Annotated in this window: 27 protein-coding genes and 1 tRNA gene; 22 read left to right on the top strand and 6 right to left on the bottom strand. The window is 66.9% G+C overall.

Features of this window, described 5'->3' with window-relative positions; all coding sequences use genetic code 11:
* Positions 1–2: 2 nt before the first annotated feature.
* Together C8D03_RS25420 and C8D03_RS25415 are read right to left on the bottom strand one after the other, a co-directional pair.
* Complete coding sequence (locus tag C8D03_RS25420; protein WP_108050831.1) at positions 3–533, bottom strand: CoA-binding protein; 531 nt, start codon at positions 531–533, stop codon at positions 3–5.
* 206 nt (positions 534–739) lie between these two features.
* Positions 740–1,552, bottom strand: a complete 813-nt coding sequence (locus C8D03_RS25415; RefSeq protein ID WP_108050829.1) for an enoyl-CoA hydratase — start codon at positions 1,550–1,552, stop codon at positions 740–742.
* A gap of 119 nt (positions 1,553–1,671) precedes the next feature.
* On the opposite strand from C8D03_RS25415, the gene C8D03_RS25410 reads away from it, so the two are divergent.
* From C8D03_RS25410 to argC, 8 genes are all read left to right on the top strand, one after another.
* Positions 1,672–2,088, top strand: a complete 417-nt coding sequence (locus tag C8D03_RS25410) for a PaaI family thioesterase (RefSeq protein WP_248308622.1) — start codon at positions 1,672–1,674, stop codon at positions 2,086–2,088.
* 14 nt (positions 2,089–2,102) lie between these two features.
* Positions 2,103–2,852, top strand: a complete 750-nt coding sequence (locus tag C8D03_RS25405) for a sulfite exporter TauE/SafE family protein (protein ID WP_108050825.1) — start codon at positions 2,103–2,105, stop codon at positions 2,850–2,852.
* Positions 2,853–3,042: 190 nt separating this feature from the next.
* The gene (gene rplM / locus C8D03_RS25400) at positions 3,043–3,504 is read left to right on the top strand and encodes a 50S ribosomal protein L13 (RefSeq protein WP_054207811.1); all 462 of its coding nucleotides are present in this window, start codon (positions 3,043–3,045) and stop codon (positions 3,502–3,504) included.
* Between the two features lies 1 nt (position 3,505).
* Positions 3,506–3,985, top strand: coding sequence for a 30S ribosomal protein S9 (gene rpsI, locus C8D03_RS25395; protein WP_056802602.1), 480 nt, complete (start codon positions 3,506–3,508; stop codon positions 3,983–3,985).
* A 106-nt stretch (positions 3,986–4,091) separates the two neighbouring features.
* On the top strand, positions 4,092–4,847 hold the full coding sequence (locus C8D03_RS25390; RefSeq protein WP_210203964.1) for an SDR family oxidoreductase: 756 nt from the start codon (positions 4,092–4,094) through the stop codon (positions 4,845–4,847).
* Between the two features lie 232 nt (positions 4,848–5,079).
* Positions 5,080–5,361, top strand: a complete 282-nt coding sequence (locus tag C8D03_RS25385; RefSeq protein WP_108050823.1) for a hypothetical protein — start codon at positions 5,080–5,082, stop codon at positions 5,359–5,361.
* Positions 5,362–5,394: 33 nt separating this feature from the next.
* Positions 5,395–6,351: an agmatinase gene (gene speB / locus C8D03_RS25380; RefSeq protein ID WP_108050822.1), complete on the top strand. Its 957-nt coding sequence runs from the start codon at positions 5,395–5,397 to the stop codon at positions 6,349–6,351.
* A 288-nt stretch (positions 6,352–6,639) separates the two neighbouring features.
* Positions 6,640–7,575: an N-acetyl-gamma-glutamyl-phosphate reductase gene (gene argC, locus C8D03_RS25375; RefSeq protein WP_108050820.1), complete on the top strand. Its 936-nt coding sequence runs from the start codon at positions 6,640–6,642 to the stop codon at positions 7,573–7,575.
* A gap of 97 nt (positions 7,576–7,672) precedes the next feature.
* On the opposite strand, the gene C8D03_RS25370 is transcribed toward argC, so the two are convergent.
* On the bottom strand, positions 7,673–8,521 hold the full coding sequence (locus tag C8D03_RS25370; RefSeq protein ID WP_108050818.1) for a fumarylacetoacetate hydrolase family protein: 849 nt from the start codon (positions 8,519–8,521) through the stop codon (positions 7,673–7,675).
* A 429-nt stretch (positions 8,522–8,950) separates the two neighbouring features.
* On the opposite strand from C8D03_RS25370, the gene C8D03_RS25365 reads away from it, so the two are divergent.
* Positions 8,951–10,288 (top strand): OmpP1/FadL family transporter, encoded by a 1,338-nt coding sequence (locus tag C8D03_RS25365; RefSeq protein ID WP_181301250.1) that lies wholly within the window; start codon positions 8,951–8,953, stop codon positions 10,286–10,288.
* A 99-nt stretch (positions 10,289–10,387) separates the two neighbouring features.
* On the opposite strand, the gene phaC is transcribed toward C8D03_RS25365, so the two are convergent.
* Positions 10,388–12,211 (bottom strand): class I poly(R)-hydroxyalkanoic acid synthase, encoded by a 1,824-nt coding sequence (gene phaC, locus C8D03_RS25360; RefSeq protein WP_108050814.1) that lies wholly within the window; start codon positions 12,209–12,211, stop codon positions 10,388–10,390.
* A gap of 117 nt (positions 12,212–12,328) precedes the next feature.
* Between phaC and C8D03_RS25355 the strand changes: the two genes are divergently transcribed.
* The 6 genes from C8D03_RS25355 (at position 12,329) to C8D03_RS25330 (ending at position 18,081) form a co-directional block, all read left to right on the top strand.
* Positions 12,329–12,784, top strand: a complete 456-nt coding sequence (locus C8D03_RS25355) for a hypothetical protein (protein ID WP_108050812.1) — start codon at positions 12,329–12,331, stop codon at positions 12,782–12,784.
* A 230-nt stretch (positions 12,785–13,014) separates the two neighbouring features.
* Entirely contained in the window at positions 13,015–14,235 is a 1,221-nt protein-coding gene (locus C8D03_RS25350) for an LL-diaminopimelate aminotransferase (protein WP_108051978.1), read from the top strand.
* Between the two features lie 115 nt (positions 14,236–14,350).
* The gene (locus C8D03_RS25345) at positions 14,351–14,782 is read left to right on the top strand and encodes a hypothetical protein (protein ID WP_108050810.1); all 432 of its coding nucleotides are present in this window, start codon (positions 14,351–14,353) and stop codon (positions 14,780–14,782) included.
* A gap of 57 nt (positions 14,783–14,839) precedes the next feature.
* On the top strand, positions 14,840–16,186 hold the full coding sequence (locus C8D03_RS25340; protein ID WP_108050808.1) for a homoserine dehydrogenase: 1,347 nt from the start codon (positions 14,840–14,842) through the stop codon (positions 16,184–16,186).
* 56 nt (positions 16,187–16,242) lie between these two features.
* Positions 16,243–17,241, top strand: coding sequence for a class II fructose-bisphosphatase (gene glpX, locus C8D03_RS25335; RefSeq protein ID WP_108050806.1), 999 nt, complete (start codon positions 16,243–16,245; stop codon positions 17,239–17,241).
* Between the two features lie 183 nt (positions 17,242–17,424).
* Positions 17,425–18,081 (top strand): hypothetical protein, encoded by a 657-nt coding sequence (locus tag C8D03_RS25330; protein WP_108050804.1) that lies wholly within the window; start codon positions 17,425–17,427, stop codon positions 18,079–18,081.
* Between the two features lie 22 nt (positions 18,082–18,103).
* Here C8D03_RS25330 and C8D03_RS25325 read toward each other — a convergent pair whose 3' ends face one another.
* The gene (locus tag C8D03_RS25325) at positions 18,104–18,790 is read right to left on the bottom strand and encodes a GntR family transcriptional regulator (protein WP_108050802.1); all 687 of its coding nucleotides are present in this window, start codon (positions 18,788–18,790) and stop codon (positions 18,104–18,106) included.
* 216 nt (positions 18,791–19,006) lie between these two features.
* On the opposite strand from C8D03_RS25325, the gene dctP reads away from it, so the two are divergent.
* The 7 genes from dctP (at position 19,007) to C8D03_RS25290 (ending at position 24,934) form a co-directional block, all read left to right on the top strand.
* A complete protein-coding gene (gene dctP / locus C8D03_RS25320) occupies positions 19,007–19,996 on the top strand; it encodes a TRAP transporter substrate-binding protein DctP (protein WP_108050800.1) in 990 nt (329 codons plus the stop codon).
* A 27-nt stretch (positions 19,997–20,023) separates the two neighbouring features.
* A complete protein-coding gene (locus C8D03_RS25315) occupies positions 20,024–20,542 on the top strand; it encodes a TRAP transporter small permease (protein WP_108051977.1) in 519 nt (172 codons plus the stop codon).
* Positions 20,539–21,834 (top strand): TRAP transporter large permease, encoded by a 1,296-nt coding sequence (locus C8D03_RS25310; protein ID WP_108050798.1) that lies wholly within the window; start codon positions 20,539–20,541, stop codon positions 21,832–21,834. Before C8D03_RS25315 ends, C8D03_RS25310 begins: the two co-directional genes overlap by 4 nt.
* A 33-nt stretch (positions 21,835–21,867) precedes the next feature.
* Positions 21,868–22,311, top strand: coding sequence for a type II 3-dehydroquinate dehydratase (locus tag C8D03_RS25305; protein ID WP_108050796.1), 444 nt, complete (start codon positions 21,868–21,870; stop codon positions 22,309–22,311).
* 80 nt (positions 22,312–22,391) lie between these two features.
* Positions 22,392–24,194: a single-stranded-DNA-specific exonuclease RecJ gene (gene recJ, locus C8D03_RS25300; RefSeq protein WP_248308621.1), complete on the top strand. Its 1,803-nt coding sequence runs from the start codon at positions 22,392–22,394 to the stop codon at positions 24,192–24,194.
* Positions 24,195–24,339: 145 nt separating this feature from the next.
* Positions 24,340–24,414: transfer RNA gene (locus C8D03_RS25295), tRNA-Glu, on the top strand.
* 118 nt (positions 24,415–24,532) lie between these two features.
* On the top strand, positions 24,533–24,934 hold the full coding sequence (locus tag C8D03_RS25290; RefSeq protein ID WP_146170287.1) for a hypothetical protein: 402 nt from the start codon (positions 24,533–24,535) through the stop codon (positions 24,932–24,934).
* Positions 24,935–24,955: 21 nt separating this feature from the next.
* Here C8D03_RS25290 and arsJ read toward each other — a convergent pair whose 3' ends face one another.
* The gene (arsJ, locus tag C8D03_RS25285; RefSeq protein WP_108050792.1) at positions 24,956–26,215 is read right to left on the bottom strand and encodes an organoarsenical effux MFS transporter ArsJ; all 1,260 of its coding nucleotides are present in this window, start codon (positions 26,213–26,215) and stop codon (positions 24,956–24,958) included.

Here is a 26,215-nt window from a genome sequence, read left to right as displayed (position 1 = left end):
CTCTACGTCCCCGGCCGGTGGATCGTCAGCTTCTGGAAGCCCTTGCCGGCCAGGACCGGCTTCTTCGACGACAGCAGCCGCGAATTGATGCCCTGCCAGCCGATTTCGCCGGAAAATCGGCCATACTCGATCTTGGGGCAGCGGTTCATAATGACCGTGATGCCCTTTGCCTCGGCCCGCGCGGCAGCCTCGTCATTGCGCACCGAAAGCTGCATCCAGATGACCTTCGGCAGCGGATCGAGTGTCAGCGCCTCGTCGGTGATCGGCCCTGCCGCTTCCGAATTGCGGAATATCTCGACCATGTCGATCGCGCCCGGAATCTCCTTCAACGAAGCGTAGACCGTCTTCCCGAGCAGGGTCTGGCCGGCGAGGCCGGGATTGACGGGGATGACGTCGTATCCACGGTCGATCAGATATTTCGTCACGATCCAGCTCGGCCGGGCCTCGCTGGCGGAGGCGCCGACGAGCGCGATGCGCTTCACGCTTTTGAGGATCTCGCGGATCTGGCTGTCGGGGTAGGCATCGTGGGTCATAGAAAAAGCTCAGTTCAAACGGCGTAGGGGCGCGGGGAACCCCTCTCCTGTAAGGAGACGGGCAGGGGTGAGGTGTAGGCCAGATATCGGTGGCTGGATATCGGCGGCGGTTGGGCTATCGCGTCACGGGTCCAAGGGCCGACCCCTCACCCTGCCCTCTCCCTCCGGGAGAGGGTTCCCCGCGTATCCTTTTCGCAGTTGCTGTTTTAGCTCTCCCACACCGGCGCGCGCTTCTCGACAAAGGCGCCGATGCCTTCCTCCGCATCGCGCGCCAGCATGTTCTCGACCATCACCGCGCTGGCATGGTCGTAAGCCGCCTTGAGGCCCATCTCACGCTGCTCGTAGAAGGCGCGCTTGCCGACCTTGATCGTCGCCGGCGATTTCGAGGCGATCACGGCGGCGAGCCGCTGCGCCTCGGCCAGTGCGCCGCCTGCTGGCGCGACACGGTTGACCAGCCCCATCCGCGCGGCTTCCGTGGCCGGCACCATCTCACCCAGCAGCAGCATCTCCAGCGCGTGCTTGGCGGCGAGGTTGCGTGTCAGCGCCACCATCGGCGTCGAGCAGAACAGGCCGATATGGACGCCGGGTGTGCAGAAGCGGGCGGCCTCGCCGGCGACAGCGAGATCGCAACTCGCGACGAGCTGGCAGCCGGCCGCTGTCGCCGTGCCCTCGACGGCGGCGATCACCGGCTGGGGCAGGGCGGTGATCTGCTGCATCATTGCCGAGCAGCGCCCCAATATGTCCGCGAAATAGGCGCGGCCCCTATCGGGATCGGCGCGGTGCGCGCTCATCTCCTTGAGGTCGTGGCCGGCGCAGAAGACCGGGCCTTCCGCCGCCAGCACGACCGCCTTGACCGTGCGGTCGGTGCCGATCGCGGTCAGGGCGTCTGCGAGCGCAGCCAGCATCGCCTCGCTCAGCGGGTTGCGCGATTGCGGCCTGTCGAGCGTCAGCGTGGCGATGCCGTCTGCATCCTCGCGCCGCAGCGCGGGGGCGGCATCGGGTCTGTGATGGGCGTTCATGGCGGAGACCTTTGGCGTTTCCCTTTGCATTTTGGCGTATTGTCCGCCGGGCTCCCCCATGCTGCAAGGGGCATCTCCGCTTCTCAGGCTGCGCCGGACTGCCCGACATGACCAACCGCATGACCGCTTCCGACCTCGAGGCCTATCTCGACGAGGTCTTCCCGCAGCTTCACATCGGCGGGCGCACCTATTTCGTCGAGGAGGTCGGGCCGATGACGGCCCGCATGCGCTGCGACTATCACGAGAAGCATCTGCGGCCCGGCGGCACGATCTCGGGCCCGACCATGATGGCGCTGGCCGATCTCGCGCTCTATGCCGCGATCCTCGGCCAGATTGGTCCTGTCGCGCTCGCCGTGACCACGAGCCTGAACTTCAATTTCTTGCGCAAACCGGGCAAGGCGGCGCTGATCGGAGAGGCGAGGCTGCTCAAGCTCGGCAAGCGGCTCGCCGTAGGTGAGGTCTCGCTGTTCTCTCAGGGTGAGAGCGAGATGGTCGGCCACGCGACGGGCACCTATTCGATTCCCGCCGAGCGCTAGCGGGGCGGGCTCGCATGGCCGAGGTGACGCTGCTGCAATATGCGCTGGTCGGCCTGGCCTCGCTTCTGGCGTCTGTCGTCGGCGGGGTCGCCGGCTATGGCACCGGCCTGCTTCTGCCGCCCGTCCTGATTCCGCTCATCGGGGCCGAGGCGGTCGTGCCGGTGATCGGCCTTTCGGCGCTCGTCACCAATGGCAGCCGGCTCGTCGCCTTTCGCGACCATCTCGACTGGCGCCGGGCCGGCATCGTCTCGCTGTTCGCCTTGCCGTTTTCCGCGCTGGGCGCTTATGGCTACACCCTGCTGTCGGGCCCGGGCGCCATGCTGCTGATCGGCGCCGTCCTGATCGTGCTCGTGCCGGCGCGGCGCCTGATGGCGCGGCGGCACGGCCATCTCGGCGATGCCGGCCTCGCTCTCGCCAGCGGCGGCTACGGCCTGCTCGTCGGCGGCACCTCGGGGTCCGGCATCTTCCTGATCTCGATGCTGCTCGCGGCCGGGCTGTCCGGCATGGCGGTGATCGCGACCGATGCCGCGATCTCGCTGCCGGTCGGTATCGTCAAATCGGCCGTGTTCCTCTGGCAGGGCGCGTTGCCCTGGCCGGCCTGGATCATGGCCGGCGTGATCGGGCTGTGCGCCATTCCCGGCGCCTTTCTCGCCAGGCGGCTGACGGGCGGCCTGTCGCTGGCGGCCCATGCCTGGATTCTCGACGGCGTCGTGCTGCTGGGCGGATCGCTGATCGTCGTGCAGGCCCTGCGACACGCCGGCTGAACCAGCGACCGGAGTTTGCGGTATTTGGATACCGTTTCTTCTATCGCATTCGGATTTATGCGTTTTTCCGAAAAACACGATGAATTCAGCGATTGACAGAAGCTGGGCGCGCGACTATCCACCGCCCCACACCGCCGCCGGTCTCAAGGTGGCTTGTCCTTTTTTCTCAACGCTCCGAAGGGTGCCCGCGATGAAGACCATCTCGCTCAAGCCCGCCGATGTCGAAAAGAAGTGGGTTGTGATCGACGCCTCCGGGCTCGTCGTCGGCCGTCTCGCCGCAGTTGTGGCGTTGCGTCTGCGTGGCAAGCACAAGGCGGCCTACACCCCCCATGTCGACTGCGGCGACAACATCATCGTCATCAATGCCGACAAGGTCGTCCTGACCGGCCGCAAGCGCGACCAGAAGGTCTACTATCACCACACCGGCTATGCCGGCGGCATCAAGGAGCGCTCCGCCAAGTTCATTCTCGAGGGTCGCTTCCCGGAGCGCATCGTCGAGAAGGCTGTCGAGCGCATGCTGCCCCGCGGCCCGCTCTTCCGCCAGATCCTCGGCAACCTGCGCGTCTACAAGGGCGCCGAGCACCCCCACGCAGCCCAGTCGCCGGAGGCGCTCGACGTCGCCGCGCTCAACAGCAAGAATGCGAGGGTCTGATATGGCCGAGGTTCTTCAGTCTCTCGAGCAGCTCGGCCAGGTCGCCAAGACCGCGCAGCCGGACGCTCCCGTCCACGTCAAGAAGGTCGATGCGCAGGGTCGCGCCTATGCCACCGGCAAGCGCAAGAACGCCATCGCCCGCGTCTGGATCAAGCCCGGCACCGGCAAGATCACGGTCAACACCCGTGACCAGGAGGTCTACTTTGCGCGCCCCGTGCTGCGCATGGTCCTCCAGCAGCCGCTGATCCTGGTCGAGCGCCTGACCCAGTACGACGTCGTCGTCACGGTCAAGGGCGGCGGCCTCTCCGGCCAGGCCGGCGCGGTGCGCCACGGCATCTCCAAGGCGCTGACCTTCTACGAGCCGGAGCTTCGCAGCCCGCTCAAGAAGGGTGGCTTCCTGACCCGCGACTCGCGTGTCGTCGAGCGTAAGAAGTTCGGCAAGGCCAAGGCCCGCCGCAGCTTCCAGTTCTCGAAGCGCTGATCGTTTTTCGATCACCCGGTATGTGGAAAGGGCGGCTCGCAAGAGCCGCCCTTTTCGTATTGTCTGTCCGCGCCGTCATTGCGAGCGCAGCCGCAGGAAAGACACGATGACCATGACCCGCCCCGTCCTCCTCGTCACCGGCGGCAGCCGCGGCATAGGCGCCGCGATCTCCATCATGGCCGCGCAGCGCGGCTATGACGTCGCGGTCAACTATCAGAGCGCGGCGGGTGCGGCGGCTTCCGTCGTCGCAGCCTGCGAGGCGGCTGGCGCGAAGGCCGTGGCCCTGCCGGGCGACATGGCGGCGGAGGCCGACATCGTCCGCGTCTTCGCCGAGGCCAGGGCGGCGCTCGGGCCCTTGACCCACGTCGTCAACAATGCCGGCATCACCGGCAAGTCGAGCCCGCTCGCCGAAGCCGATGCCGCCGTGATCCGCACCTGCATCGACGTGAATGTCACCGGCGCGATTCTGGTCGCCCGCGAGGCGGCTCGCGCGCTGCGCGCCAGCACCGGCGCGAAGGGCAGGGCGATCGTCAACATCTCCTCGGTCGCGGCGTCGGTTGGTGGCGCCGGCGAATATGTCTGGTATGCCGCCTCGAAGGGCGCGATCGACAGCCTTACCATTGGCCTGTCCAAGGAGCTCGCGCCGGAAATCCGCGTCAATGCCGTGGCGCCGGGCATCACCGAGACCGAGATCCACGGCGCCTCGACCGGCGATGCCGGCCGTGTCGCCCGCATCGCGCCGCTGGTCCCGCTCCAGCGCGCCGCGACCGCCGACGAGATCGCCGAGACGGTGCTCTTCCTGCTGTCCGATGCCGCGTCCTATGTGACGGGCGCGATCCTGCGCGTTGGCGGGGGGAGATAGGGCGCGGGGAACCCTCTCCCGTAGGCAGAGGGCAGGGTGAGGGGTCGGCCGTTGGGCGCTTGGGCCGCGACTTCACCGCTGCTTCCTGGAAGCCCAAGCCCTGCTGGTCGAGCGGCCGACACCTCACCCCTACCCCGCTCCTTACAGGAGAGCGGTTCCCCGCGCTCTGCAACGGCTGGTGCTACTGCCACTTCGTGCTACATCCCCAGCCGACCCCGCCGGCTGGAGTCCCATGCGCGTCCTTCTGATCCTCATCGCCTTCGGCATGATCGCCGCGCCGGCCCTCATCGCGCTCGCACGCCATGACCTGCCGCGCCGCCGCCGCATCGGCAACGCTCTGGTGATCTTTCTCGCGCCGGCCTTCGCGCTCGGGCTGATCCATGGCGTGCCCGAGCTTGACGGCCGCGCACTGCAGCACCCGGTCGCCTGGACGACGCTGCGGTTGGTGCTCTCCGGCCTCGCCCTGATCCTGCCCTGGTGCCTTTATGTCTGGCTCGCCGGACCTCGCCGCTGACTCCCGAAAAAACTGCCTTTCCGGATTGCTGACATGACCGAGCCCGCCGATACGCCGCCGATCGACCACGCCTTCACCGGCGACAGGCGAGGGCCGGCCCAGGACCCGACCTATGCCGGGGCGCTGTCCTTCATGCGTCGCCGCTATTCCAAGGACGTCTCGGGCTGCGATCTCGTGATCTGGGGCGTGCCCTTCGACCTCGCCGTCTCGAACCGTCCGGGCACGCGTTTCGGGCCGCAGGCGCTGCGTCGCGCCAGCGTGATCTTCGATGGCGATGCGCAATATCCCTCGCGCATCGATCCCTTCTTGCATCTCGCGGCTGTCGACTATGGCGACTGCCTGCTGCCGCGCGGCGATCTGCAAGGCTGCGCCCGTGCGATCGAGCAGGAGGCCGCCGGCATCCTCGCCTCGGGTGCGCATCTCGTCACGCTGGGCGGCGACCATTTCATCACCCTGCCGCTGCTGCGCGCCCATGTCGCCCGCCATGGCCGGCTGGCGCTGGTCCAGTTCGACGCCCATCAGGACACCTGGGACGACGGCGTCGGCGCGATCAGCCACGGCTCTTTCGTGCTGGAGGCCGTACGCGAGGGGTTGATCGACACCGACCGCTCGATCCAGATCGGCCTGCGCACGGTCGCCCCGCGCGATTGCGGGCTCGAAGTGCTCGACGCCTATGCGGCCCATGAGCTCGGCGTGGCCGGGACGATTGCGCGCATCCGCGAGCGGGTCGGCACCGGGCCGGCCTATCTGACCTTCGACATCGATGCGATCGACCCCGCTTTCGCTCCGGGGACGGGGACGCCGGTCGCCGGCGGCTTCACCTCGGCTCAGGCGCTGCGCATGGTCTGGGGCATCCGCGATCTCGATTTCCGCGGCATGGACGTGGTCGAGGTCTCGCCGCCCTATGACCATGCCGACGCGACCGCAATCGCGGGGTCGGCGCTGGTCCAGCATTACATCCAGGCGCTGGCGCTGAAGAAAGCCGGTTGAATCAGTTCGCGAGCTAAACCCGCCAACCGATTCCCGCGCCTATCAAATCGAGGCGCGGGGAGATCGTATGATTGACAGCGAGCCGTCCCTCCATCATATCCAGCGCCATGATCACGAACTTGTCCCGACGTCGCACCGTCACGGCCGCCCCTGCGCGACCGCGATGACGCTCGGCCTTTGGCCAGACCGTCCGCGACCGCGCCCCGAGCGCGGTTTTTTTATGCCTGAAGCCGGCCAAGCACTTTTTTGCAGTCGAGCACCTCGCTTTCGCACCCATCGGGGGTCCAGATGAGCCAGAACCTGAAATCCATCTTCATCGACGGCGAGGCCGGCACCACCGGCCTCGGCATCCGCGACCGGCTGGCGGCCGTGCCCGAGGTGGTGGTCAAGAGCATCGCCACCGAGCTGCGCAAGGACCCGGGCGCCCGCAAGGCGATGATGGCGGAGGTCGATCTCGTCGTGCTCTGCCTGCCGGACGATGCAGCGAAGGAATCGGTCGCACTCGCCGACGAGCTGGGCAGCGCGTCGCCCAAGATCGTCGATGCCGCGACCGCCCATCGCGTCGCGCCGGGCTGGGTCTATGGCTTCGCCGAGCTCGAGCACGGCCATGCGGCCAGGATCGCCAATGCCAACCGGGTTTCCAACCCCGGCTGCTATCCGACGGGCGCCATTGCCCTGCTGCGGCCGCTGGTCGATGCCGGGCTGATGGCGCAGGACCATCCGGTCACGATCAATGCGGTCTCGGGCTATTCCGGCGGCGGCAAGAGCATGATCGAGGCCCATGAGGCGGGCGCGGCGCCGGCCTTCGAGCTTTACGGCCTCGGGCTGAAACACAAGCACCTGCCCGAACTGCAGGAATATGCGCGGCTCACGCGGCGGCCGATCTTCGTTCCATCGGTCGGGAATTTCCGGCAGGGCATGCTGGTCTCGATCCCGCTGCATCTCGACATGCTGCCGGGCAAGCCCAAGGCCGCCGATCTCGAGGATGCGCTGGCCGAGCATTATGCCGGCTCGACCTATGTCGGCGTCGTGCCCGCGGCCCAGGCCGGTGGCAAGCTCGAGCCCGAATCGCTGAACGACACCAACAGGCTGGAGCTGCGCGTCTTCGGCGACGACAATCTGCGCCAGGCGGTGCTGGTCGCGAAGCTCGACAATCTCGGCAAGGGCGCTTCGGGCGCGGCCGTCCAGAACATCCGCCTGATGCTGGGCCTTCCGGAGAAGTGACGCGCTTTTCCCGTCTTCCATTGGGGGAGAGCTTCGATCCACAAACAAGAAAAGGGCCGCTCGCGCGGCCCTTTTCCGTTTCAGACCGGAATGATCCTCAGCCCTGATAGGCCAGGAAGTTCTGCTGCTGCGTGCCGAGCCCTTCGATGCCGAGCTTGACGACCTCGCCGCCCTTCAGGAAGCGCGGCGGCTTGAAGCCGAGGCCGACGCCGGGAGGCGTGCCGGTGGTGATGACGTCGCCCGGGTCCAGCCGCATGAACTGGCTGATATAATGGACGAGATAGGCGGCGCCGAAGATCATCGTCTTGGTCGAGCCGTTCTGGACGCGCTCGCCATCGACTTCGAGCCACATGGCGAGGTTCTGGATGTCCTTGACCTCGTCGGGCGTCACCAGCCAGGGGCCGAGCGGACCGAAGGTCGGGCAGCCCTTGCCCTTGGCCCACTGGCCGCCGCGCTCGGTCTGGAACTCGCGCTCCGAGACGTCGTTGCAGACGCAGAAGCCGGCGATCGCGGCAAGAGCCTTGTCTTCCGGGATATAGGAGCCGCCATCGCCGATGACGATCGCGAGCTCGACCTCCCAGTCGGTCTTCTTAGAGTTCTTCGGGATGATGACGTCGTCATTGGGCCCGACGATGCAGTTCGGCGCCTTGTTGAAGAGGATCGGCTCCGCCGGAATCGCGGCGCCGGTCTCGGCCGCATGGTCGGCGAAGTTGAGGCCGACCGCGATGAAGTTGCGCACATCGCCGACGCAGGCGCCGATCCGCGGCGAGCCCGAAACCAGCGGCAGCGTTTCGGGGTCGAGTGCCTTGATCTTCGCCAGCGAGGACGAGGTCAGGGTCTTGCCGGCGAGGTCCGGGATGGAGCCCGAAAGGTCCCGCAGAGCGCCCTTGGCATCGAGGAGGCCGGGCTTTTCCTGGCCGAGCGCACCGTAGCGTAGCAGTTTCACGTCGTTTCCCCCGTTTCAAACGATCTAATTGGGGCGCGATCCTGACCGGATGGCGCGGCCAAAGACAAGCCCGTTCACACGCATGGGTCCGCTGCATGCTGCAGTCGTTCCTGTTGTTGCGAGAATGCAACGTGTGTTCCGAAAGCGGTATGCCGGCGAAGTGTGCGCCTCTGCCCGGTTTCGAGCCACGCCTCCGGAAAACGGCGATAGTTCGTATATAAACGATCGCTTTCAGAAAGAAGGCCGTTCGGCGTCGTGCAAAATCGCCGATCTCGGCGGACTTTTTTAGCATTCCGTAACGGAAACATGCACAGGCTGAGCTGATTTTGGGCATTCAAGGCGAGCATTGCGGCGGCAAACGGCTCACGCCATGCTCGCGATCGAGCGGGGCAGCCTGGCCCCTAAGAAACAAGAGACGGGATGGATTTCATGAAGGGCATCGTTCGCAAGGCAGCTGCGGCCACGGTTTCCGCGGCGGCTCTTCTTGCCGCCGGCGCAGCGTCGGCGAGTTCCTTCGCCGTCCGCAGCGGCCAGAGCGCCGAGGGTCTGGGCATGGCCTATGCCGGCGCGGCCGCGGGCGGCATCGGAATGGGCTCGATGGCCTGGAACCCCGCGACGATCACGATGTTCCCCGGCCGCAACAGCCAGTGGAACTTCACCTATCTCAACGCCAACGGCTCCTATGAGCCGACTTCGACGACCAGGCTCGGCTCGCCGTTGGGGCCCGCCAGCCCGATCCAGAACGGCGGCGGCAACATCGGTGGTGACGGTGCCTTCATCCCGGCTTCCTACTCGGCCTGGCAGCTCACCGATCGGTTCTGGGTCGGCATGACGACGGGCGCGCCCTTCGGCCTGCGCTCGAAGCCCGAGAATCAGGTCTATGCCGGCCAAGTCTATGGCCGCTCGGCGACGCTGCGCACGGTCAACGTCTCGCCGACGGTCGGCTACAAGGTCAATGACTGGCTCTCGATCGGCGCCGCCTTCCAGATCCAGTATCTGAGCACCAATCTGAAGAACGCGACCGGCGCCACGCTCGCGACGGCGATCGGTCCGGGCGCTCCCAACCAGATCCTCAAGGGCGACTCGGTCGATTACGGCTTCCGCGTCGGTGCGACGCTGACGCCGCTGCAGGGGACGACGATCGGTATCGCCTATCGCTCCTCGATCCGGCAGACGCTCGAGGGCACAATCTCGACCGTTGCCGGCGTAGCGCCGATCAAGGCCAACCTCAACCTGCCGGACTCGGTCGTCTTCGGCGTGTCGCAGGTCATCAACGACCAGTGGCAGGCACATCTCGGAGTCGAATGGACGAACTGGAGCCGCTTCCGCCGCATCCCGATCGTCAGCGAGATCACCGGAACGCCGATCAGCAGCCTCAACTTCGTCTATGACGATAGCTGGTATTTCAGCGGCGGCCTCGAATACAAATACAATCAGGCTCTGACCCTGCGCGCCGGTGTCGCCTATGAGCTCTCTGCCGTGAACGACACCAACCGCACGGTGTTCATCTCGGACAATGACCGGCTCTGGCTCTCGGCCGGTGCCAGCTACCAGGCCACGGACAAGCTGAAGCTCGATCTCGGCTACAGCTATATCCACGTCACCAAGGCGACGGTGAACTACGGCGGAACCCATCCGCAGCAGGGCCCCGTCTTCTTCAGCGCCGAGGCCAAGCCCTATATCCACATCCTTTCGGCCGGCCTGACCTATCGCTGGGACAATCCGGCGGAGACGATTCCCGCGCAGCCGGTCGTCCGCAAGTTCTGACGCCGCGCCTGTCGCCATCGATGAAAAAGCCGGCCCGAAGGCCGGCTTTTTTGTATCGAGCGTCCGGAATGACGGCCGCGGCTTATGGCCAGCGTCCGCTCAGGCCTTCTTAAGCACATAGGTTCCGGGTGCGTCTTCCAGCGCGGGCAATTCGCCGCTGCCGGGTATACGCGCCGGCACACGCTTCGGCGCCTGCTTCTCGAGCCATCCGAACCAGTGGGGCCACCACGAGCCGGGGTGTTCCTGCGCGCCCTTGAACCAGGTCTCGTAGGCGCCCTCCGGCGGCCCGCCGGTCCAGTACTGGTACTTCACCTTGGCCGGAGGGTTGACCACGCCGGCGATATGCCCGGAGCCGGCCACGACGTAGTCGACCGGGCCACCGAAGCACTGCGAGCCGGTGAAGACGGACTTCGCCGGGGCGATGTGGTCCTCGCGGGTCGCGAGATTGTAGACCGGAATCCTGACCTTCTTCAGGTCGAGCATCTTGCCGCCGATCTTCATCTCGCCCTTCGAGAGCTTGTTCTCCAGATAGCAGTTGCGCAGGTAGAAGGAATGGTTCGCCGCCGGCATCCGGGTCGAGTCGGAGTTCCAGTAGAGCAGGTCGAACGGCGTCGGCGCCTTGCCCTTGAGGTAGTTGTTGACGGCATAGGACCAGATCAGGTCGTTGGGGCGCAGCATGTTGAAGGCGCCGGCCATGCGCGCGCCGTCGAGGTAGCCGCTCTTGGTCATCTGCTCCTCGACGGCGCGGATCTGGTCCTCGTCGACGAAGACGGAGAGCTCGCCGGCCTGCGAGAAATCGACCTGCGTCGTGAAGAAGGTCGCGCTGTCGATGCGCTTGTCCTTCATCGCGGCCATATAGGCCAGCGTCACGCCGAGCAGCGTGCCGCCGACGCAGTAGCCGATCGCGCTGACCTTCGTCTCGCCGGTCGCCTGTTCGATCGCATCGAGCGCCGAGAAGATGCCCTCGCGCATATAGCTCTCGAAATCCTTGGCGGCGTGGCGCTCGTCCGGGTTGACCCAGGAGATGCAGAACACGGTCAGCCCCTGCGCGACGCACCAGCGAATGAAGCTCTTCTCGGCGTTGAGATCGAGGATGTAGAACTTGTTGATCCAGGGCGGCACGATCAGGAGAGGGCGCTTCAGCACCGTCTCGGTCGACGGCGCGTACTGGATCAGCTCCATGATGTCGTCGCGGAAGATCACCTTGCCGGGCGTGGCGGCGATGTTGACGCCGATCCTGAAGGCGCCAGGGTCGGATTGCCGGATCTTGAGTTCGCCACCGCCGGCCTCGATGTCCTCGGCCAGCATCTTCATGCCGCGCACCAGGTTGTCGCCATTCTGCCGCAGCGTCTCGCGCAGCAGTTCGGGATTGGTCGCGACGAAGTTGGAGGGCGATAGCGCGCTGGCGATCTGCTTGACGTAGAAGCGCGCCTTCTCGCGGGTGTGCGGGTCAAGATCGTCGGCCTTGTCGACCATCGATTCGGCCCAGCGCGAGCCGATCAGATAGGCCTGCTTGACGAAGTCGAAGATCGGATGCGCCGACCAGTCCGGGTCGGCGAAGCGGGCGTCGCGCTGGTCGGGCTCGGCGACGGGTTTCGCCTCCTCGCCGCCGGCGCGCTTGAGCATGCTGCTCCAGAGTTCGAGGAAGTCGCCGGTGAGCGAGGCCTGCGCCTCGATGATCTTGCGCGGGTCGGAAACCCATTTCTCGGCGACTCGGCCGAGCGTCTTGACCATTTCGCTGGCCTCGTCGGCCTGGCCGCCCTTCGCCTCGCCGCGCTCGATCGGCTTGAGATAGGCGGCCGTCACCTTGCCGTACTCCTCGACGAGGCGGCCCATGTTCTGCGCGAACTGGTCGAAATCCGGCACCGGCGCCTCGGCTGAGGCGGCTGCATCTGCGGGCTTCTCGTCCGCTCGCCGGTTCATCGCGCTCTCCCCGTCGCAGTCTTCTGTGGGGATGCTGCTTGCTCCCCATTTTGGTCCTATTAAGGACGTAGCGGATATCGATTACAAAGAGAATTCCGCAACCTGCCGGATCACGCCATGCCGTTCGACCTGCCGACCAAAAAGCCGCTTGCGGCGCTGCTGCTTCTGGCGACGCTGGGCGTCGCCGCGGCCGGCTGTGCGGGCGAGGCGGGCAAGGTGGTGGCGGAAGCGGCCGGGATGGCGACGACGCCGCAGGAGTCCAAGCCCTTCGTCCAGGAAACCCGTCCGTCCGATCCCGCCTATATGCCGATCGGCCGGACTTTTCCGGTCGATCCGCTTTGCCAGGGGGATGGGCCGGCGCCTCCTCCCTTCGTTCCGGCCGGGCAGGCGGCCCATTTCACCTTCACACCCGAGAGCCGCAAACCCAACGAGGGCTGCAAGCCGAGGGCCGCCTTCAAGAAGATCGAGGCCGAGCTCGATGCCAAGCGCCTCTCCAACGAGGCGGCCGGCAATCAGGCCAAGTCGCTGGGTGCGACACCGCCGCCCAAGCCGGCCACGCTGCCGACCAACTGAGGGCAGAAGCCGCGGCAGCGCCGCGCAAGCATCGCTCTGCCATATTCGGCTCTGATTGAATCTTGCGTTTTTGGGACTGTCGTGACCAAAGATGCGGCGCGAGGCACCTGCGGCGCAACGATCTGAATCGGGCTCTGCGGAAGGCGGCGCCGGAAGAGGCCGGCGGCGCGCTTCGCTCTGTTTGGGATTTGGTTTGGGATTTGCCGGCTCCGGCGAAGGAACTGTTCGAAATGGCCGATTTTCACCGCATCAAGCGCCTGCCGCCCTATGTTTTCGAACAGGTCAACAAGATCAAGGCCGCCGAGCGCGCCAAGGGCGTCGACATCGTCGATCTCGGCATGGGCAATCCGGACCTGCCGGCCCCGAAGCATGTCATCGAGAAACTGGTCGAGACGGCGGGCAAGCCGCGCACCGACCGCTACTCCGCTTCCAAGGGCATCGGCGGCCTGCGTCGCGCCCAGGCGAATTATTACGAGCGCCGTTTCGGCGTGAAGCTCAACCCCGACACCCAGGTCGTCGCGACGCTGGGCTCCAAGGAGGGCTTCGCCAACATGGCGCAGGCCATCACGGGGCCGGGCGACGTCGTGCTGGTGCCCAATCCGAGCTACCCGATCCACGCCTTCGGTTTCCTGATGGCGGGCGGTGTCATCCGCTCGGTGCCGGCGGAGCCGACGCCGGCCTTCTTTCCGGCGCTGGAGCGGGCGATGATCCATTCGGTGCCGAAGCCGATCGCGCTCGTCACCTGCTACCCGGCGAACCCGACCGCCTATACCGCCTCGCTCGATTTCTACCGCGATCTCGTCGCCTTCGCGAAGAAGCACGAGCTGATCCTGCTCTCCGACCTCGCTTATGCCGAGGTCTATTTCGACGAGAACGACCCGCCGCCCTCGATGCTGCAGGTCCCGGGCGCAATGGACGTCACGGTCGAGTTCACCTCGATGTCGAAGACCTTCTCGATGGCGGGCTGGCGCATGGGCTTCGCTGTCGGCAACGAGCGGCTCCTGGCTGCTCTCGCGCGGGTGAAATCCTATCTCGACTACGGCGCCTACACCCCGATCCAGGTCGCGGCGGCAGCGGCCCTCAACGGCCCCGACGACTGCATCCGCGAGATGCGCGACATCTACCGCAAGCGCCGCGACGCGCTGGTCGAGAGTTTCGGCAAGGCGGGCTGGGAGTTCCCGGCGCCGAAAGCCTCGATGTTCGCCTGGGTGCCGATCCCGGAGAAGTTCCGCCATCTCGGCTCGCTCGAATTCTCGAAGCTGCTGATCGAGAAGGCCGAGGTCGCGGTCGCGCCCGGTATCGGCTTCGGCGAGCATGGCGACGACTATGTCCGCATCGCCATCGTCGAGAACGAGCAGCGCATCCGCCAGGCCGCCCGCAATGTCGGCCGCTTCCTCAAGACGGCGGATCACACGCTGCACAACGTCATCCAGATGCCGAAGGCAGGGTAGGGTATCAACCTCCGCCTGCAATCCTGAGAAGCGCGCACGAGACTGGACCGCGCCCTGAAAACATGGGAACCCCTCGCCACGGACAGCTTCGTCCGGTGAGGGGCTGCAGCGCGCGATGTTCAGCAAGGGCCGTCTGATCGGGGTCGGGGTCGGCCTGTTCGCGCTCATCTGCCTCGTCACCACCTATGACTATTCGCGCGGCCGCGTGCCGCAGACGGATTCGGCGCTCGTCGCCGAGGTGCTGGCGGCGACCACGGCGCGCGAATGCGGCCGTGACGCGACCGAGATCGTCGGGCGTCATATCCCGGTCGGTATCGACCAGGCAGCGGCCGAGAAGATCCTCGCGACGATCGCGATCGTCCCGCCGCGTCCCTGGTTCTGGACGCCCGCGATCGAGAATGCCACGACCTGGTCCGGCGACACGCTGGAGGCGCTGCACACGATCAAGGCCACGGCCTTCGGCACCAATCTGCTGCGCATCCATCTGACCTTCGCCGATGGAAAACTGAAGCGGCTGGCCGCCGAGGTGGTCTGCCGCTTCGGGTGAGCTTGAAAAAGGGCTTCGCCGTTGACTCGCAGGGGCCGCGCATGCGACGCCGCGCCCATGACAGTCGCGACCGCCCAGACCGCCTCCCAGCCCCTGCGAATCGGCCTTGCCGGCCTCGGAACGGTGGGCGCCTCTGTGCTGCGCATCCTGCGCCGGCAGGAGAATGCGCTGGCCGCACGCTGCGGCCGCGCCATCCGCGTCACCGCCGTCTCGGCCCGGGACCGCAACCGTGATCGCGGCGTCGACCTCGGCGGCCTGACCTGGTTCGACGATCCGGTCGCACTGGCGAAATCGGGCGAGATCGATTGCCTGGTCGAACTGATCGGCGGCTCGGACGGCCCGGCCAAGGCGGCCGTGGAGGCTGCGCTGACTGCCGGCAAATCCGTCGTCACGGCCAACAAGGCGCTGCTCGCCCATCACGGCATCGAACTCGCCACTCTGGCGGAAGAGAACGGCGCGGCGCTTGCCTTCGAGGCCTCGTCCGCCGGCGGCATCCCGGTCGTGAAGACCCTGCGCGAGGCGCTGGCCGGCAACAACGTCACGCGGCTCTATGGCATCCTGAACGGCACCTGCAACTACATCCTCTCGCGCATGGAGCTGGAGGGGCTGACCTTCGAGGCCTGCCTGAAGGACGCCCAGCGCCTCGGCTATGCCGAGGCCGACCCGACCTTCGATGTCGAGGGTTATGACACGGCTCACAAGCTCGCCATCCTGACCAGCCTCGCCTTCGGCACGAAGATCGACGCCGAAGCGATTCATGTCGAAGGCATTTCCTCGATCGCGCCGCTCGACCTGAAGATGGCTGACGAGCTCGGCTACCGGATCAAGCTGCTCGGCGTCGCGGAGCGGACCAAGACCGGCATCGAGCAGCGCGTCCATCCGACCATGGTGCCGAAATCCTCTGCCATCGCGCAGGTGATGGGCGTGCTCAACGCGGTCACCGTCGATGCCGATGCGGTCCGCGAACTCACCCTCGTCGGCCCCGGCGCCGGCGGCGACCCGACGGCGTCGGCCGTCGTCGCCGACATCGCCGATGTCGCGCGCGGCACGGCGGGGCTGCCCTTCGGCCTGCCGGTGGCGCGGCTCGAAACCGCGACACGCGCGCCGATGCAGCGTCATGAGGGCGGCTATTATGTCCGCCTCGCGGTTGCCGACCGGCCGGGTGCTGCGGCCGGCATCGCGACCCGCATGGCCGAGGCCGACATCTCGCTCGAGAGCATCGTTCAGCGGCGCTCCGCCGCCGCAGCGGCCCAGGATCCCGGCGGGCGCTCCGGCGCGCCGGTGCCGGTCGTGCTGATCACCTACGCCACCAGCGAAGCCGCGATCCGCGCGGCGCTCGACAAGGTGTCGGCCGACGGCCACATCGCCGAACCGCCGCAAGTCATCCGTATCGAACGGGAGTAGGCTGTCGGCCGCCACGCCGCGGCGACTGCCGATTGCCGAAACAAAGGGAACCGCTCATGTCCGACGATCTCCGCATTTCCTCCTCCCAGATCATCGAGCGCTATCTCTCGATGGAACTGGTGCGCGTCACCGAGCGCGCCGCGGTCTCGGCTGCGCGCCTGCGCGGTCACGGCAACGAGAAGGCGGCTGACCAGGCGGCGGTCGACGCGATGCGGCGCGAGCTGAACCGCCTGCCGATCGACGGTGAGATCGTCATCGGCGAGGGCGAGCGCGACGAGGCGCCGATGCTCTTCATCGGCGAGAAGGTCGGCACGCGTCAGGGGCCCCGGGTCCACATCGCCGTCGACCCGCTGGAAGGCACCACCCTCTGCGCCAAGGACATGCCCGATTCCATCGCGGTGATGGCGATGGCCGAGGCCGGCAAGCTCCTGAACGCGCCCGACGTCTACATGGACAAGATCGCGATCGGCCCGGGCTATGCGCGCGGTGTCGTCGATCTCGACGCTTCGGCGACCGACAACATCCACGCGCTCGCCAAGGCCAAGGGCGTCAAGCCGAGCGAGATCTCGACGCTGATCATGGACCGCCCGCGCCATGCCAAGCTGATCGAGGAGGTCCGCAAGACCGGCTGCTCGATCCGCCTCATCACCGATGGCGACGTCGCCGGCGTGATCTACTGCACCGAGCCGCACAAGACCGGCATCGATCTCTATCTCGGCATCGGCGGCGCGCCCGAGGGCGTGCTGGCGGCAGCGGCTCTGCGCTGCGTCGGCGGCCAGATGCAGGGCCGCCTCATCCTCGACACCGAGGAGAAGCGCGCCCGCGCCCTGACCATGGGCATTTCTGACCCGAACAAGAAATACAGCATGGAGGAGATGGCGTCCGGCGACACCATCGTCTGCGCGACCGGCGTCACCGATGGCGGCATGCTCAAGGGCGTGAAGTTCGGCCGCGACGTCATCGAGACGGAGACCATCGTCTACCGCTCGATCACCGGCACGGTGCGCCGCATCCATGGCGAACACCGCGACTTCGGCAAGTTCAAGCTCGACTGAGCCGCCGACGGCCGGGGCCGTCGCGCGCATGCAGCTTGCATTCCGATGGCCGGGCTCGTCCCGGCCATCGTCGTTTAGGCGGCTCTGCACCGGCCCGGTCGCGACCGGCCGGCGGCTGTCAAAAGACGATACGGCCAGCGCGATTTGCGCTATTCTGAGGCGGTCTCGTCGTAGGAGTGTGCCATGCGTCACGTCCTTCTGCTCGCAGCCGCCATCGCCCCCCTCGTCATCGTCAGCGCCCAGGACGCCGCCGCCCAGCGCGGGCGCGACGCCGCGGGAGGCACGTTCATTCCCGGCGGCGGGGGATGGCGCGGTGGCGGATGGCAAGGCGGCGGATGGCAAGGCGGCAGCGGAGCTTGGCGCGGCGGAGCCTGGGGAGGGTCGGGCTGGCGCGGCGGAGGACGGTATGGCGGCGGAGGATGGCGCGGCAGTTCTTGGCGCGGCAGTTCCTGGCACGGCAATTCCTGGCGCGGCAATTCCTGGCGTGGCGCAGGCTGGCATGGCGGGGGCTGGGGCCGGCCTTATGTCCGCTCCGGTTGGGGCTGGCGCCGGGGCTGGGGGCATCCCGGTTACTATCGCGGCTGGGATTCGGGCTGGGGCTGGGGTGCCGCCGGCCTTGTCGCGGGAGCGGCGATCGGCGCCGCAGCGGTCTCGCCCTATTACGCCGATCCCTATGTCTACCGTTACCGCGTCTACGCGGCGCCGGTCTCCGGCGCGATCGGCGGCTATTGTGCGACTCCGGTGCGGACCTGCCAGTTGATCGACCTCGCCGTGATCGGGGGTGGCTGCTCCTGCCGCGTGGCGGGTGGGCGCGCACGCGGAACCGTGGTCGGCCCCTGAGGGCGCGTCTCCGCCCGGTGCCTTATCCCTCGATCCCGTGCGGCAGTGTTCCTCCCGCCAGCGTGTGCTCGACGCAGCCATCGACATGGCGCGCCAGCACGGCGGCGGCCTGCGCCGTGTCGCGGCGCAGCGCGCAGTCGAGCAGGGTCTGGTGCTCCTGCGCTGCGATCTCGCCGCGGAAGATCACTGCCACCATCTGGTAGCGCAGATATTTGTCGTAGATCGCGGCATGCGTCTCCAGCAGCACCTGCGAGCCGCAGGCCGAGATCAGCGCATGGTGGAACTCCCAGTCATAGCGCTTCCAGAGTTCGGGCTCGCCGCGGTCGCGCGCCAGCATGCGCCGCTCCATCAAGGCGAGCTTGTGATGCGCTGCGACGACGCGTCCCTCCCATTCCATGTCGCCGGCCTCGAAGGACTGCGCCAGCGCGTGGCCTTCGAGCAGCAGGCGCATCGCCGCGATCTCGCGCAGATTCGTGGCCGAAACCGGCGTGACGACGAAGCCTTTCTGGCCTTCGGCCTCGATCAGCCCCTCCGATGCCAGGCGGTTGAGCAGTTCGCGGAGCGTGCTCACGCTCGCCCCGTAGCTCTCGCGCAGCACCTCGAGCTTGAGCTTCTGCCCCGGGGCGAGCCGCCCGAAGATGATGTCCGAGCGGATGCGCCGGTAGGCCGTCTCGCCGATCGAGGGGGGCGGTGGCGTGATGCTGAGCATGATCTGGCCTTGGATTGCAGTCTCCCACGCAGCCGGAACGACGGCTCCCGCAGCGAAGGAGGTCTCATCATAGCTGAACCCGCTGGTGGATCAATTCATATGGCAAAATACGAAACATCATATGAAATAAAAAATCCATGTTGCGCGTCGGCGGACTCGCGGCGATAGTGCGCCCCACAAGGCGGCGTCACAGTCCGCTTACAGGGGAGGTTCGTCATGGCTTTTGAAATCGACAGGCGTGCGCTGATCGCTGGCGGCGCGGCCGTTGCGGGGGCTGGTTTGAGCGGGCGCGCTTTGGCGCAGGCCAAGCCCAATCTGCGCTTCTCGGCGGTGTTCTCCGAGCAGGACATCCGCGCCGAGATGATGAAGCGCTTCGGCGATGCCATCAAAGAGGATTTCACGCTGCAGCCCTATTACGGCGGCAACCTGTTCAAGCAGGGCACCGAACTGGTCGCCATGCAGCGCAACAACCTCGAAATGGGCAACATCGCGCCGCAGGACGTCTCGAACCAGATTCCGGAATGGTCGATCGTGACCTCGGCCTATCTCTTCCGCGATGCCGACCACCTGAAGAAGGTCTTCGCCAGCGATGTCGGCGCCGATCTCAAAAAGGCCGCCGAGGACAAGCTCAACATCAAGATTCTCGGGCCGACCTATTTCGGCGCCCGTCAGGTCGGGTTGAAGCCCAAGAAGAAGATCATGACGCCCGCCGACATGGCCGGCATCAAGCTGCGCATGCCCGGCGGCGACGCCTGGCAGTTCCTCGGCCAGTCGATCGGCGCCAACCCGACGCCGATGGCCTATGCCGAGGTCTATACCGGCCTGCAGAGCGGCGCGATCGACGGCCAGGACAACCCGCTGCCTAACGTCCAGAACATGAAGTTCTACGAGGTCTCCTCGCAGATCGTGCTGACCTCGCATCTCGTCGGCTTCGACCTGCTCTGCGTCACCGACCGGATCTGGAAGGCGATGTCGCCGCAGAAGCAGGCTGCCTTCCAGGCCGCGGCCGATGCCGCCATGGACTGGAGCGCCAAGCAGCATCTCGACAAGGAAAAGGAACTGGTCGACTTCTTCAAGAAGCAGGGGCTCGAGGTCTACACGCCCGATGTCGCCGCCTTCCGCGACTTCGCCCAGAAGAAGTATCTCGCCTCCGATCTCGCCAAGAGCTGGAAGCCCGGCATGGTCGAGAAGATCAACGCGCTCTGAGGCGTTCGGAGCGGGGAGGGCTTGGGTGTGACGGATCGGTTGAAGGGGCTCGGCGGGTGGTTGTCCCGCCGCGCCGAGAATGTTCTGGTGCTGATGCTCGGCGGCATGTTCGCCGTCTTCATCCTCCAGATCGTCTTCCGCTACCTGCTCAACCTGCCGATCGGCTGGACGCATGAGATCAGCGTGATCCTCTGGCTCTGGATCGTGCTGTTCGGGTCCGCCTTCGTCACGCGCGAAAGCGAGGAAATCCGCTTCGACATTATCTATGGCGCGGTCGGTGCCCGCGCCCGGCGGGTGATGGCGGTGGTCACGGCCGCCGCTCTGGTCGTGCTCTACACCATCTCGCTGCCGGCGATGGTCGACTACGTCTCCTTCATGAAGGTCGAGCGCACGGCCTATCTGAAGCTGCCGTTCAACTGGGTCTATGCGATCTATCTCGCCTTCGCCGTGGCGGCCATCTGCCGCTATCTATGGCTCGGCTGGCAGGCGCTGCGCGGAACCGCGCCGGAGGCCTTCGATCCGACCAAGGCGGGATCGGGCGTATGACCAGCCCGTTCTCGCTCTGCATCCTCGCGATCGTCACGCTGTCGTTGCTCGGCCTGCCGATCGGCCACGCCATGATCGCGGGCTCGATCTTCTACCTTTTGCTCGCAGGCCAGGATCTCAGCATCGCCGCCGAGCAGCTGCTCAACGGCATGTATACGAACTACGTCATCCTCGCGGTGCCGCTCTTCATCCTCGCCGCCGAGCTGATGAACATCGGCTCGATGACGGAGCGGCTGCTGCGCTTCTGCGACGCGCTGGTCGGGCGTTTCCGGGGCGGGCTGGCCCAGGTCAACATCGTCCAGAGCGTGATCTTCGCCGGCATGTCGGGCTCGGCCATCGCCGATGCCGCCGGCACCGGGCGCATGATGCAGGCGATGATGACCAAGGACGGCAAGTACCCGCCGAGCTTCGCCGCGGCGCTGACGGCCGTCTCCTCGGTGATCGGGCCGATCATCCCGCCCTCGATCCCGATGGTGCTCTACGCCCTGGTCTCGGATGCCTCGATCGGCTTCCTCTTTCTCGCCGGCGTCGTGCCCGGCCTGCTGATGGCCGGCGTCCAGATGGGCATCGTCGGCTTCACCGCCAAGAAGCGGAACTTCCCGGTCGAGCCGCCGATTCCGCTGCGCGAATGGCCGGGCATCACCTGGCGCGCCTTTCCGGCGCTGATGATGCCGGTCGTACTGCTCGGCGGCATCTATGGCGGCGCGACGACGCCGACCGAGGCGGCTGCGGTCGCGGCAGCCTATGCGCTGGCGGTCTCGGCGCTGCTCTATCGCAGCGTGTCGCTGGGGGCCTTCTACAGCTCGCTCGCCTACAGCGCCCGCACGACGGCCTCGATCGGCATGCTCATCGCCGGGGCGCTGGTGTTCAATTATGTCGTGACGATCGAGAACATCCCCGAGAGCCTCAAGGTGCTGCTCTCGGGCTGGAACCTGTCCCCGATCGGCTTCCTGCTGCTCGTCAACGCTGTCCTGCTGGTCCTCGGCTGCCTGCTGGAGGGCACCGCGATCCTTCTTATCGTCGTGCCGGTCTTCATTCCGACGGCCAAGGCGCTCGGCATCGACATGGTGCATTTCGGCGTCGTCGTGGTGGTCAACATCATGCTCGGGCTGATCACGCCGCCCTATGGGCTGCTGCTCTTCATCATGAACAACATCACCGGCGTGCCGCTCAGGGACATCGTGCGGGAATGCATGCCGTTCCTCTTCGCGATGATCGCCGCCTTGGCGCTGATCACCTTCATGCCGGGCCTCGTCCTCTGGCTGCCGCGCCTGATGGGCTATCCGGGCTGATCGGCGGAATCCAAACACATCACAGGTGCTCTCGTGACCAAGCCGATCTACGTCCTCAACGGCCCGAACCTGAACCGCCTCGGCACGCGCGAGCCGCATCTCTACGGCTCGACGACGCTCGCGGAGGTCGAGGCGATGTGCCGGGAGGCTGCCGGCGACGCTCCCCTGGAGTTCCGCCAGTCGAACCGCGAATACGAGCTGATCGACTGGATTCACGAGGCGATCGACGGCGGCTGCGCCATCGTGATCAACCCCGCCGCCTTCACCTTCACCTCGATGGCGATCCTCGACGCGCTCAAGATGTTCTCCGGCCCGATCATCGAGCTGCACATCACCAACATCCATCGCCGCGAGCCGATCTATCACCGCTCCTATGTCTCGCTGGCCGCGACCGCGATCATCGCCGGGCTCGGCGCGCAGGGCTATGCGGTCGCTGTCCGATCGGTGCGCGATCTGGTTCGCGCCAGCGCGGCCTGACGCCGCAGAACCGCCCCGCGCCCGGTATCCCGCAACGCCACGGTTGACGAATGGGTGCGCCTGCGCGACGCCCTCTGCCCATGAGTCTCGAACCACCCCGCGCCTTTCTCGGCGTCACCCGCTCCGCACTGGGCCGGCCCTGGCGCGACCGGCTCGATGCCGCGGGCCTGGGCCGCGCCGAGGCGCTGTCGCAGCTCGAGGGCATCCCCGACATCCTCGCCCGGCTGCTGGCGGGGCGCGGCGTCGAGCCCAACCAGGCCGCGCTCTATCTCGAACCGAAGCTGCGCGATCTCCTGCCCGATCCCGGCACGTTGATCGACATGGGCCCGGCCGCGGCCCGCCTCGCAAGGGCGGTCGCGACGCGCGAGCAGGTCGCGATCTTCGGCGACTACGATGTCGACGGTGCCTGCTCCGCGGCGCTGCTGGCGGGTTTCCTGACGCAGGCCGGCGCCCACCCGCGCATCCATATCCCCGACCGGCTGATCGAGGGCTATGGCCCCAACAGCGAGGCGATCCGCCAGCTCGCGGCCGAGGGCGCGACATTGCTCGTCACCGTCGATTGCGGCACGACGAGCCATGAGCCGCTGGCGGAGGCGAAACGGCTCGGGCTCGACGTCGTCGTGCTCGACCATCACCAGGCGCCGGAGCGGCTGCCGGAGGTCGAGGCGCTGGTCAATCCGAACCGCCAGGACGATCTCTCGGGGCTGGGCCATCTCTGTGCCGCCGGCGTCGTCTTCCTGGCGCTGGTCGCGACGCGGGCCGAACTCCGCCGCCAGGGCGTCTGGGCGGCACGCGGCAGCGAGCCCGATCTGCTCGCCGCGCTCGATCTCGTGGCGCTGGCGACGGTGGCCGATGTCGTGCCGCTTCGCGGCCTCAACCGCGCCTTCGTCCGCCAGGGCCTCGCCATGCTGCGCGGCCGCGCCCGGCCGGGGCTGGCGGCGCTGATGGACGTTGCCGGGCTCGACGGGCCGGTGCAGCCCTGGCATCTCGGCTTCCTGCTCGGCCCGCGCATCAATGCCGGCGGCCGCATCGGCGACGCAGGCCTGGGCGCGCGCCTCCTGCTGACCGATGACGAGATCGAGGCACGCGGTATCGCCGCCGAACTCAATCGCCTCAACCAGGAGCGGCAGGAGATCGAGCGTCAGGCCGTGCTGGAGGCGACCTCGCAGGCCGAGCATGCCCTGATGCGCGATGCCGGCCTACCCGTCCTGCTCGCGGGCGCGGCCGATTGGCATCCCGGCATCGTTGGCCTCGTCGCGGCGCGGCTGAAGGAGCGTTTCCGCCGGCCGGCCTTCGCGCTGGCCCTGAACGGGGAGGGCGGTGCGACTGGCTCCGGCCGCTCTGTCGCCGGCGTCGATCTCGGCCGTGCCGTTCGTGCTGCCGTCGAGGCCGGGCTCGCGGTCAAGGGTGGCGGACACGCCATGGCGGCCGGCGTCACGCTGGCGGCCGGGCAGGGCCCGGCCTTCCACGCCTTCCTGATCGAGCGCCTCGCCGCCGAAGTCGGAACTGCCAGCGAATCCGAGGCGCTGCTGGTCGATGCCGCCCTCAGCGCCGGCGGCGCCACGCCGCGTCTGCTCGCCGAGATCGACAAGGCCGGCCCTTTTGGTGCCGGCAGCCCCGAGCCGGTCTTCGTTTTCCCCGCCCACCGCTTGACCGATGCGGTCGAGATCGGCAGCGGCGGGCATGTCCGCGTCAAGCTCAGGAGCGGCGACGGCGCGACGGTCGGCGGCATCGCCTTCCGTGTCGCGCAGGAGCCGCTCGGCCGGGCCCTGCTGGCGGCGCGGGGCGAGAGCGTCCATCTCGCCGCGACCCTGACCCTCAATCGCTGGGGCGGCAATGAGACGGCCGAACTGCGCGTCCTCGACCTGGCGCGGCCGGCGTGAACGGCCGATGCCGACAGGGCACGGTCGGGATGGCGGCCGTTCCGGCAATTGACCACAGGAACCGGAAACTCACGGCTTGCAGAGCGGCAAGCCTGCCACTATACCTCGCCCCGCTTCGCCACGGGCCCCAGCGGTTCGGAAGCCTGCGACCTTCGTCTATCGGTTAGGACACCAGCCTTTCACGCTGGGGAGACGGGTTCGACTCCCGTAGGTCGCGCCACTTATGTGGCTAAGTCGTTGAGTTTTAACGAAATTTCTGACAGAAAAAGAGTCGAAATCGGCTCTGGTAGGTTCCTTGGTAGGAATGCTGGTATGAATCAGCGCCGAACGAGGTGCTGATGCGCCGCTCTTCAACCTTCGGAATGTTGTATCTCGTGAAGCGCCCTGAGGGCGGTTTCAGCTACATCCGCGATCTGCCTGCTCGGGTCGCGGCGACGCTGTCTGGCGAGCTCGCGCTGTCATGGACGGCTGAACGCCGCAAAGTCGGCGGACGGTCCGTTTTGAAGATCGCGCTCGGGACGAGCAGCGGTGCCTGGGCACGCCACCGTTGGCTGGAGATGCATCCTCAAATCGAGCACCTGATTGGCTTCGCCAAGGACAGCATTCAACGCTGCAGTTCCCGCCCTTCACGCGTGACGAGGCTCCAGTTGCTGCCTGCCGACGCGATCCGAGCCGTCGCCGACCGCGTGTACCAGGAGATCCTCGCCGCCGATGACGCGGAGGCCTTCACCTCGGCCTGAACCAGAGGGGAAGGCGCCACGTCATGGGCGGCCGAAGGTCCCTGCGTCGCGCCCTGGCAACGCCAACGTCGCAATGAAGCAGACCGTGAGCATGAGGGCAGACCCGCCGAGGCAGGCCGACAAGCCGCCCGCCTGATAGAGCAGTCCCGAGAGAAGCGTGCCTCCGAAGCGCCCCAACGCGTTGGCTGCGTAGTAGAAGCCGACGTCTTCTGCCGATTTCTCCGAACCGGCATAGGCCAGGATCAGATAGGAGTGGAGCGAGGAGTTCACGGCGAAGGCGAATCCGAACAGGCATAGCCCGACGACGAGAACACGATCCGGCCGCAGGCCGGACCCGCTGGCGAGCATGGCCGTGATGGCGACCGGCACGAGGGCCAGGCCGAGCGACCAGAGCCGTGCGGCCGGTACCTCGGCCGACAACCCGTCGGAGCTTCGCCTGACGAAGGCCGGCGCGGCGGCCTGCACGAGTCCGTATCCGATGGTCCAGAGTGCCAGGAATGTGCCGACCATCGTGAAGGTCCAGCCCGATGCGTAGAGGAAGACCGGCACGCCGACGACGAACCAGATGTCCCTGGCTCCGAACAGCGCGACGCGCGCGAGCGCCAGAAGGTTGACGCCCCGGCTCTTGGCGAACAGCTCGCGGGTGTTCTTGCTGGCCTTGGCCTTGCCGAGCATCGGCGGTAGTGACGTGACGACGCCCAGCAGGATCAGCGCGAGCAGGGCCGCCATGGTCCAGAGCGCTACCCTGAACCCCAGCGACTCCAGAAGCAGCCCGCCCAGGAAGAAGCCGATGCCTTTCATCGCGTTTTTCGAGCCCGTGAACCAGGCGACCCAGCGGAACAGGCGGCCCTCCGAGTCCTCTGCCTTCGCGGCAGCCTCGGCCAGCTTGATCGCCGATTTCGAGGCCGTCTTGGTCAGGTCCTTGGCCACGCCGCAGACCCCTTGAGCCATCACGACCCATGCCACCGAGGCCGCAGCAGTCCAGCTTGGCGACAAGCCCGAGAGCAGGGCGAAGCCGAGGATTTGGATGGAGAGCCCGATGGCGAGCATCCGCGTGATGCCGTAGCGCGCCGCGAGCCAGCCGCCGATCAGGTTGGCGGCGATGCCGGCCGCCTCGTAGAGCAGAAACAGGAAGGCGAGTGTGAAGGGCGAGTAGCCGAGCCGGAAGAAGTGCAGCAGCACGAGCATGCGCAGCGCGCCGTCCGTCAGAGTGAAGCCCCAATAGGCGGCTGTGACGATGGCGTAGTTGCGCGTGCCCCGGCTGGCGGCGGAATTCTGCAC

It is taken from the genome of Bosea sp. 124, from assembly GCF_003046175.1.
In the GTDB taxonomy this organism is placed as follows: Bacteria; Pseudomonadota; Alphaproteobacteria; order Rhizobiales; family Beijerinckiaceae; genus Allobosea.
The sequence above is the reverse complement of the archived record's forward strand: the minus strand, read 5'-3'. Positions and strand labels throughout refer to the sequence as shown.

Coding starts and splice junctions, on each gene's coding strand:
- C8D03_RS25420 (WP_108050831.1), bottom strand. CDS start 533: ATGACCCACGATGCCTACCCCGACAGCCAGATCCGCGAGATCCTCAAA.
- C8D03_RS25415 (WP_108050829.1), bottom strand. CDS start 1,552: ATGAACGCCCATCACAGACCCGATGCCGCCCCCGCGCTGCGGCGCGAG.
- C8D03_RS25410 (WP_248308622.1), top strand. CDS start 1,672: ATGACCGCTTCCGACCTCGAGGCCTATCTCGACGAGGTCTTCCCGCAG.
- C8D03_RS25405 (WP_108050825.1), top strand. CDS start 2,103: ATGGCCGAGGTGACGCTGCTGCAATATGCGCTGGTCGGCCTGGCCTCG.
- rplM (WP_054207811.1), top strand. CDS start 3,043: ATGAAGACCATCTCGCTCAAGCCCGCCGATGTCGAAAAGAAGTGGGTT.
- rpsI (WP_056802602.1), top strand. CDS start 3,506: ATGGCCGAGGTTCTTCAGTCTCTCGAGCAGCTCGGCCAGGTCGCCAAG.
- C8D03_RS25390 (WP_210203964.1), top strand. CDS start 4,092: ATGACCATGACCCGCCCCGTCCTCCTCGTCACCGGCGGCAGCCGCGGC.
- C8D03_RS25385 (WP_108050823.1), top strand. CDS start 5,080: ATGCGCGTCCTTCTGATCCTCATCGCCTTCGGCATGATCGCCGCGCCG.
- speB (WP_108050822.1), top strand. CDS start 5,395: ATGACCGAGCCCGCCGATACGCCGCCGATCGACCACGCCTTCACCGGC.
- argC (WP_108050820.1), top strand. CDS start 6,640: ATGAGCCAGAACCTGAAATCCATCTTCATCGACGGCGAGGCCGGCACC.
- C8D03_RS25365 (WP_181301250.1), top strand. CDS start 8,951: ATGAAGGGCATCGTTCGCAAGGCAGCTGCGGCCACGGTTTCCGCGGCG.
- phaC (WP_108050814.1), bottom strand. CDS start 12,211: ATGAACCGGCGAGCGGACGAGAAGCCCGCAGATGCAGCCGCCTCAGCC.
- C8D03_RS25355 (WP_108050812.1), top strand. CDS start 12,329: ATGCCGTTCGACCTGCCGACCAAAAAGCCGCTTGCGGCGCTGCTGCTT.
- C8D03_RS25350 (WP_108051978.1), top strand. CDS start 13,015: ATGGCCGATTTTCACCGCATCAAGCGCCTGCCGCCCTATGTTTTCGAA.
- C8D03_RS25345 (WP_108050810.1), top strand. CDS start 14,351: ATGTTCAGCAAGGGCCGTCTGATCGGGGTCGGGGTCGGCCTGTTCGCG.
- C8D03_RS25340 (WP_108050808.1), top strand. CDS start 14,840: ATGACAGTCGCGACCGCCCAGACCGCCTCCCAGCCCCTGCGAATCGGC.
- glpX (WP_108050806.1), top strand. CDS start 16,243: ATGTCCGACGATCTCCGCATTTCCTCCTCCCAGATCATCGAGCGCTAT.
- C8D03_RS25330 (WP_108050804.1), top strand. CDS start 17,425: ATGCGTCACGTCCTTCTGCTCGCAGCCGCCATCGCCCCCCTCGTCATC.
- C8D03_RS25325 (WP_108050802.1), bottom strand. CDS start 18,790: ATGCTCAGCATCACGCCACCGCCCCCCTCGATCGGCGAGACGGCCTAC.
- dctP (WP_108050800.1), top strand. CDS start 19,007: ATGGCTTTTGAAATCGACAGGCGTGCGCTGATCGCTGGCGGCGCGGCC.
- C8D03_RS25310 (WP_108050798.1), top strand. CDS start 20,539: ATGACCAGCCCGTTCTCGCTCTGCATCCTCGCGATCGTCACGCTGTCG.
- recJ (WP_248308621.1), top strand. CDS start 22,392: ATGAGTCTCGAACCACCCCGCGCCTTTCTCGGCGTCACCCGCTCCGCA.
- C8D03_RS25290 (WP_146170287.1), top strand. CDS start 24,533: ATGCGCCGCTCTTCAACCTTCGGAATGTTGTATCTCGTGAAGCGCCCT.